The sequence below is a fragment of the Pseudomonas sp. SDO5591_S426 genome, assembly GCF_054070755.1.
This window is the reverse complement of record NZ_JBSVXD010000297.1, coordinates 1-4636: the sequence shown is the minus strand read 5'-3', so window position 1 is coordinate 4636 and position 4636 is coordinate 1. Positions and strand designations below refer to the sequence as shown.

The following is a 4636-nucleotide window of genomic DNA, read 5'->3' as shown; positions in this document are numbered from 1 at the left end:
GGTAGACAGTGGGTGCGAGTCCATACATAGGAGCTGCCGAAGGCTGCGATCTTTTGCTTCAAGCCCCGGTTTCTGCGGGCTACAGAGTTTTATAGGTTTTTTGCTCTAAAATGACCGCTTGTCATTCTTGAGTCACAAATGTGACTGTAGAGGCCGCTTTTGGCTCTAGGCGACCCTTGGCAAAGCTGCTACTCTCGGCGCGCTTTGTGACTTCTCGGCCTTCTGTCAGCCAGATTCACCAATGACCAAACACCAATAATAATCGCATCAAATGCGGTGCTGAATTCGCGTTGCTGAGGAGTGGGCTTCCATGAACGAAGACTTTTGGAAGGATAAGTACCCAGCTGGAATTGCTGCCGACATCAATCCAGACGAGTACCCGAATATTCAGGCAGTGTTGAAGCAATCCTGCCAACGCTTCGCCAATAAACCGGCATTCAGCAACCTGGGCAAGACAATCACCTACGGTGAACTGTACGAATTGTCCGGTGCCTTTGCCGCATATCTGCAACAGCATACCGATTTGCAGCCGGGCGATCGAATCGCCGTGCAATTGCCCAACGTGTTGCAGTACCCGGTTGCCGTCTTCGGTGCCATCCGCGCCGGGCTGATCGTGGTCAACACCAACCCGCTGTACACCGCGCGGGAAATGGAACACCAATTCAACGACTCCGGCGCCAAGGCCTTGGTTTGCCTGGCCAACATGGCGCATCTGGCGGAAACCGTGGTGCCGAAGACCGGCGTCAAGCACGTGATCGTCACCGAAGTCGCCGACCTGCTGCCGCCGCTCAAGCGCCTGCTGATCAATAGCGTCATCAAGTACGTGAAGAAGATGGTGCCGGCGTATCATTTGCCGAAAGCCATCAAGTTCAACGACGTGCTGAGCAAGGGCCATGGCCAGCCAGTGGCTGAAGCCAGCCCGGCCAGCAGCGATGTGGCGGTGCTGCAATACACCGGCGGCACCACCGGCGTGGCCAAGGGCGCGATGCTGACCCACCGCAACCTCGTGGCGAACATGTTGCAGTGCAAGGCGCTGATGGGCTCCAACCTCAATGAAGGTTGCGAGGTGCTGATCACGCCGTTGCCGCTGTACCACATCTATGCCTTCACCTTTCATTGCATGGCGATGATGCTGATCGGCAACCACAACATCCTGATCAGCAACCCGCGCGACCTGCCGGCGATGGTCAAGGAACTGTCGAAGTGGAAGTTCAGCGGCTTCGTCGGCCTCAACACCCTGTTCGTGGCCCTGTGCAACAACGAAGGCTTCCGCAAGCTGGATTTCTCGGCGCTGAAAGTCACCCTGTCCGGCGGCATGGCCCTGCAACTGGCCGCCGCCGAACGCTGGAAAGCGGTCACCGGTTGCGCCATCTGCGAAGGTTACGGCATGACCGAAACCAGCCCGGTGGCCACGGTCAACCCGATCCAGCACATCCAGATCGGCACTATCGGTATTCCGGTGCCATCGACCCTGTGCAAAGTCATCAACGATGCCGGTGTCGAGCAGCCGATGGGCGAAATCGGCGAGCTGTGTGTGAAAGGTCCGCAAGTGATGAAGGGCTACTGGCAGCGTCAGGACGCCACCGACGAAATGCTCGACAGCGAAGGCTGGTTGAAGACCGGTGACATCGCGCTGATCCAGCCGGATGGTTACATGCGCATTGTCGATCGCAAGAAGGACATGATCCTGGTCTCCGGTTTCAACGTGTACCCGAACGAGCTCGAAGACGTGCTGGCGACCCTGCCGGGCGTGCTGCAATGCGCGGCCATCGGCGTTCCGGACGAGAAGTCGGGCGAGGCGATCAAGATTTTCATCGTCGCCAAACCGGGTGTGACCCTGACCAAGGAAACGGTGATGGAGCACATGCGCGCCAACGTCACCGGCTACAAAGTCCCGCGCTCCGTGGAGTTCCGCGATGCATTGCCGACCACCAACGTAGGCAAGATCCTGCGTCGTGAACTGCGCGATGAAGAGCTGAAGAAGATCAACGCGAAGAAAGCCACCGCGTAAAACAAGAAGCCCCGCAGATGCGGGGCTTTTTGTTGAAGATCAAAAGATCGCAGCCTTCGGTAGCTCCTACCGCGCAACAACACTCCTTTAGAAGCTCCCAAAAGCAGCGATCTTTTGCTTTTTATTGACGGAACGGCGCGAAGTTGACGTTGGTGCCCGCCGGACGCATGTCCTGTAGATACGAGTCCTTGTCGGCGCTCAGTTCCAGGCTCAGGGCCGCTTTACGCTTGCCCTGGTTGCGAATTACCAGGCCTTCGAGCTTCTCGCGCAGGAACACCGTCGGCACTTTCAGGTGCAGCAGTTCGTCGGTGTCCGGGGTGTGCATCAGCAGGTGAATCCACTCGTACTGACCAACGGCCAGACGCGCCACCGGAATATCGAACCACCAGATATTGCGGTTGCGATTCAGTTCGGTGAAGTGGCAGTTGTTGACGCCAAGCACAGCACCACCAAGTTCCTGGTTTCTGCGGGCAATGGCCTGCTTTTTATCGAGTTTCATAACATTCCTGCGGGGATTGGATCTTCAGCGCCACGGCGCCAATACGTGGCGCATTCTCAAGGGTAGCCGGGCAAACATAAAGCTCAACCTGCATCGAACGATGAAATGTCGTGCTGAAAATAAATGAAACTCCGCGCAAACGCTCCCGGTCAACCTTGTGTAACCACTTTTCCTCACATTGAAATGTACGCAGGAGAATCACCATGGGCAGCACTGGCGATAAAGTAAAAGGCATGGCCAACGAAGCCGCCGGCAACGTCAAGCAAGGCGTCGGCAAGGCTACCGGTAATGACAAAATGCGCGCCGAAGGCGTGGTGCAAGAAAAGAAAGGCGAGGCCCAGCAAGCGGTCGGCAAGGCCAAGGATGCCGTCAAAAAAGGTGTCGACAAGGCTTGATCCGGCCTTTGATAAAAGCACGAAGCGGCCATCCCCGGATGGCCGTTTTTGTGTCAGCCTGAACTTGAGTGATGAAATTGTTTCAAAGTCGCCAGGTAGGCTACTTTGATGAATGAAAACGGCCCCTGAGTCGCCACGATTTCAATCCCATCCTGTTTGCGGCGAATGGAGACGCGAATGATTTTTCCGGACATGAAAGGTCTGCCAATCCACCGTGTGATGATGCGCACGGTCACCGAGTTCGTCGATGACGAAATGTCGACCTATGCCTCGGCGCTGGCCTATCAAATGCTGTTTTCGCTGTTTCCCTTCATCCTGTTCCTGATCGCCCTGATCGGCTTCCTGCACCTGCCGGACTTCTTCTCGTGGCTGCGCCTGCAATCGGAACTGGTGCTGCCGCCCCAGGCACTGGAACAGGTAAACCCGGTGATCGACCAGCTCCAGCAGTCCAAGGGCGGTTTGCTCTCGGTGGGTATCGTGATTGCGCTGTGGACGGCGTCCGCTGGTGTGCGGCTGATGATGAGCGCGATGAACGCCGCTTACGATGTGGTCGAAGGCCGCCCGGCGTGGAAGCGTTTTCCGCTGTCGATCATCTACACCGTCGGCATCGCCGGCATGCTGTTGGTCGCCGCTGCGCTGATGGTGCTCGGGCCGCAGGTCATGAGCTGGATCGCTGCGCAAGTCGGCCTTGAGTATTTCATCGTCACGCTCTGGACCATCGCGCGCTGGCCGGTGATCGTGATCTTGCTGATGGTCGCCGTGGCGCTGATCTATTACGTCATGCCCGACGTAAAACAAGAGTTTCGCTTCATCACCCCAGGCTCGGTGCTGGCGGTGGTGGTGTGGATCATCGCGTCGCTGGGCTTCGGGTTGTACGTCAAGGAGTTCGCCAACTACAACGCCATGTATGGCAGTATCGGTGCGATCATCGTGTTGCTGTTGTACTTCTATATTTCCGCCGCCGTGTTGCTGCTCGGCGCGGAGATGAATGCGGTGATCGAGCACATGTCGCGAGAGGGCAAAGACCCGGGCGAAAAAGTTGCCGGCGAGCTGGGTCCCGTCCATGAGGAAAAACACCACGTGTCGGGACTGGGCCGTGATCATTCACAACCCAAACCAACCATTGACGAAACCTGACCATGATTCGTGAAATCCTGAAAATGGGCGATGAACGCCTGCTGCGCATCGCCCCGCCAGTGCCGGCCGAAATGTTCGACAGCCCGGAGCTGTGGCAACTGATCGACGACATGTTCCAGACCATGGAAAGCGTCGGCGGTGTCGGCCTGGCCGCGCCGCAGATCGGCGTGGACCTGCAACTGGTGATCTTCGGTTTCGAGCACAGCGAACGTTACCCGGACGCCGAAGCGGTGCCGCAGACGATCCTGATCAACCCGTTGATCACACCGCTGAGCCCGACGCTGGAAGAAGGTTTCGAAGGCTGCCTGTCGGTGCCCGGTCTGCGCGGTGCGGTTGAGCGTTATCAACACATTCGCTATGAAGGTTTCGATCCAAAGGGGCAACCGATCGTGCGCGTCGCCTCGGGATTCCATGCGCGGGTGGTGCAGCATGAATGCGATCACCTGATCGGCCGGTTATACCCGTCGCGCATCAGCGATTTCAGCAAGTTCGGCTTTACCGAGGTGATGTTCCCGGACCTTGATCCGAACGCTGACGATTGAGCTTTTGAAAGATCGCAGCCTTCGGCAGCTCCTACAGGTGTACGTGTAGGAG

5 protein-coding genes are annotated in these 4636 nt (G+C 57.4%); 4 read left to right on the top strand and 1 reads right to left on the bottom strand.

Going from position 1 to position 4636, the window contains the following annotated elements; all coding sequences use genetic code 11:
• Nucleotides 1-310: 310 nt before the first annotated feature.
• Nucleotides 311-2011 carry a long-chain-fatty-acid--CoA ligase FadD1 gene (gene fadD1 / locus ACW9JC_RS28855; RefSeq protein WP_457459295.1) on the top strand — a complete coding sequence of 567 codons (1701 nt, stop codon included), beginning with the start codon at nt 311-313 and terminating at the stop codon, nt 2009-2011.
• 121 nt (nt 2012-2132) lie between these two features.
• Here the strand turns inward: fadD1 and ACW9JC_RS28850 are convergent, their stop codons facing one another.
• Entirely contained in the window at nt 2133-2510 is a 378-nt protein-coding gene (locus ACW9JC_RS28850) for a hypothetical protein (protein ID WP_338582574.1), read from the bottom strand.
• Nucleotides 2511-2713: 203 nt separating this feature from the next.
• Between ACW9JC_RS28850 and ACW9JC_RS28845 the strand changes: the two genes are divergently transcribed.
• The 3 genes from ACW9JC_RS28845 (at nt 2714) to def (ending at nt 4584) form a co-directional block, all read left to right on the top strand.
• Entirely contained in the window at nt 2714-2905 is a 192-nt protein-coding gene (locus ACW9JC_RS28845; protein ID WP_046816634.1) for a CsbD family protein, read from the top strand.
• A 177-nt stretch (nt 2906-3082) separates the two neighbouring features.
• Nucleotides 3083-4042, top strand: a complete 960-nt coding sequence (locus ACW9JC_RS28840; RefSeq protein WP_338582573.1) for a YihY/virulence factor BrkB family protein — start codon at nt 3083-3085, stop codon at nt 4040-4042.
• 2 nt (nt 4043-4044) lie between these two features.
• Nucleotides 4045-4584 (top strand): peptide deformylase, encoded by a 540-nt coding sequence (gene def / locus ACW9JC_RS28835; protein ID WP_416126182.1) that lies wholly within the window; start codon nt 4045-4047, stop codon nt 4582-4584.
• Nucleotides 4585-4636 lie beyond the last annotated feature (52 nt).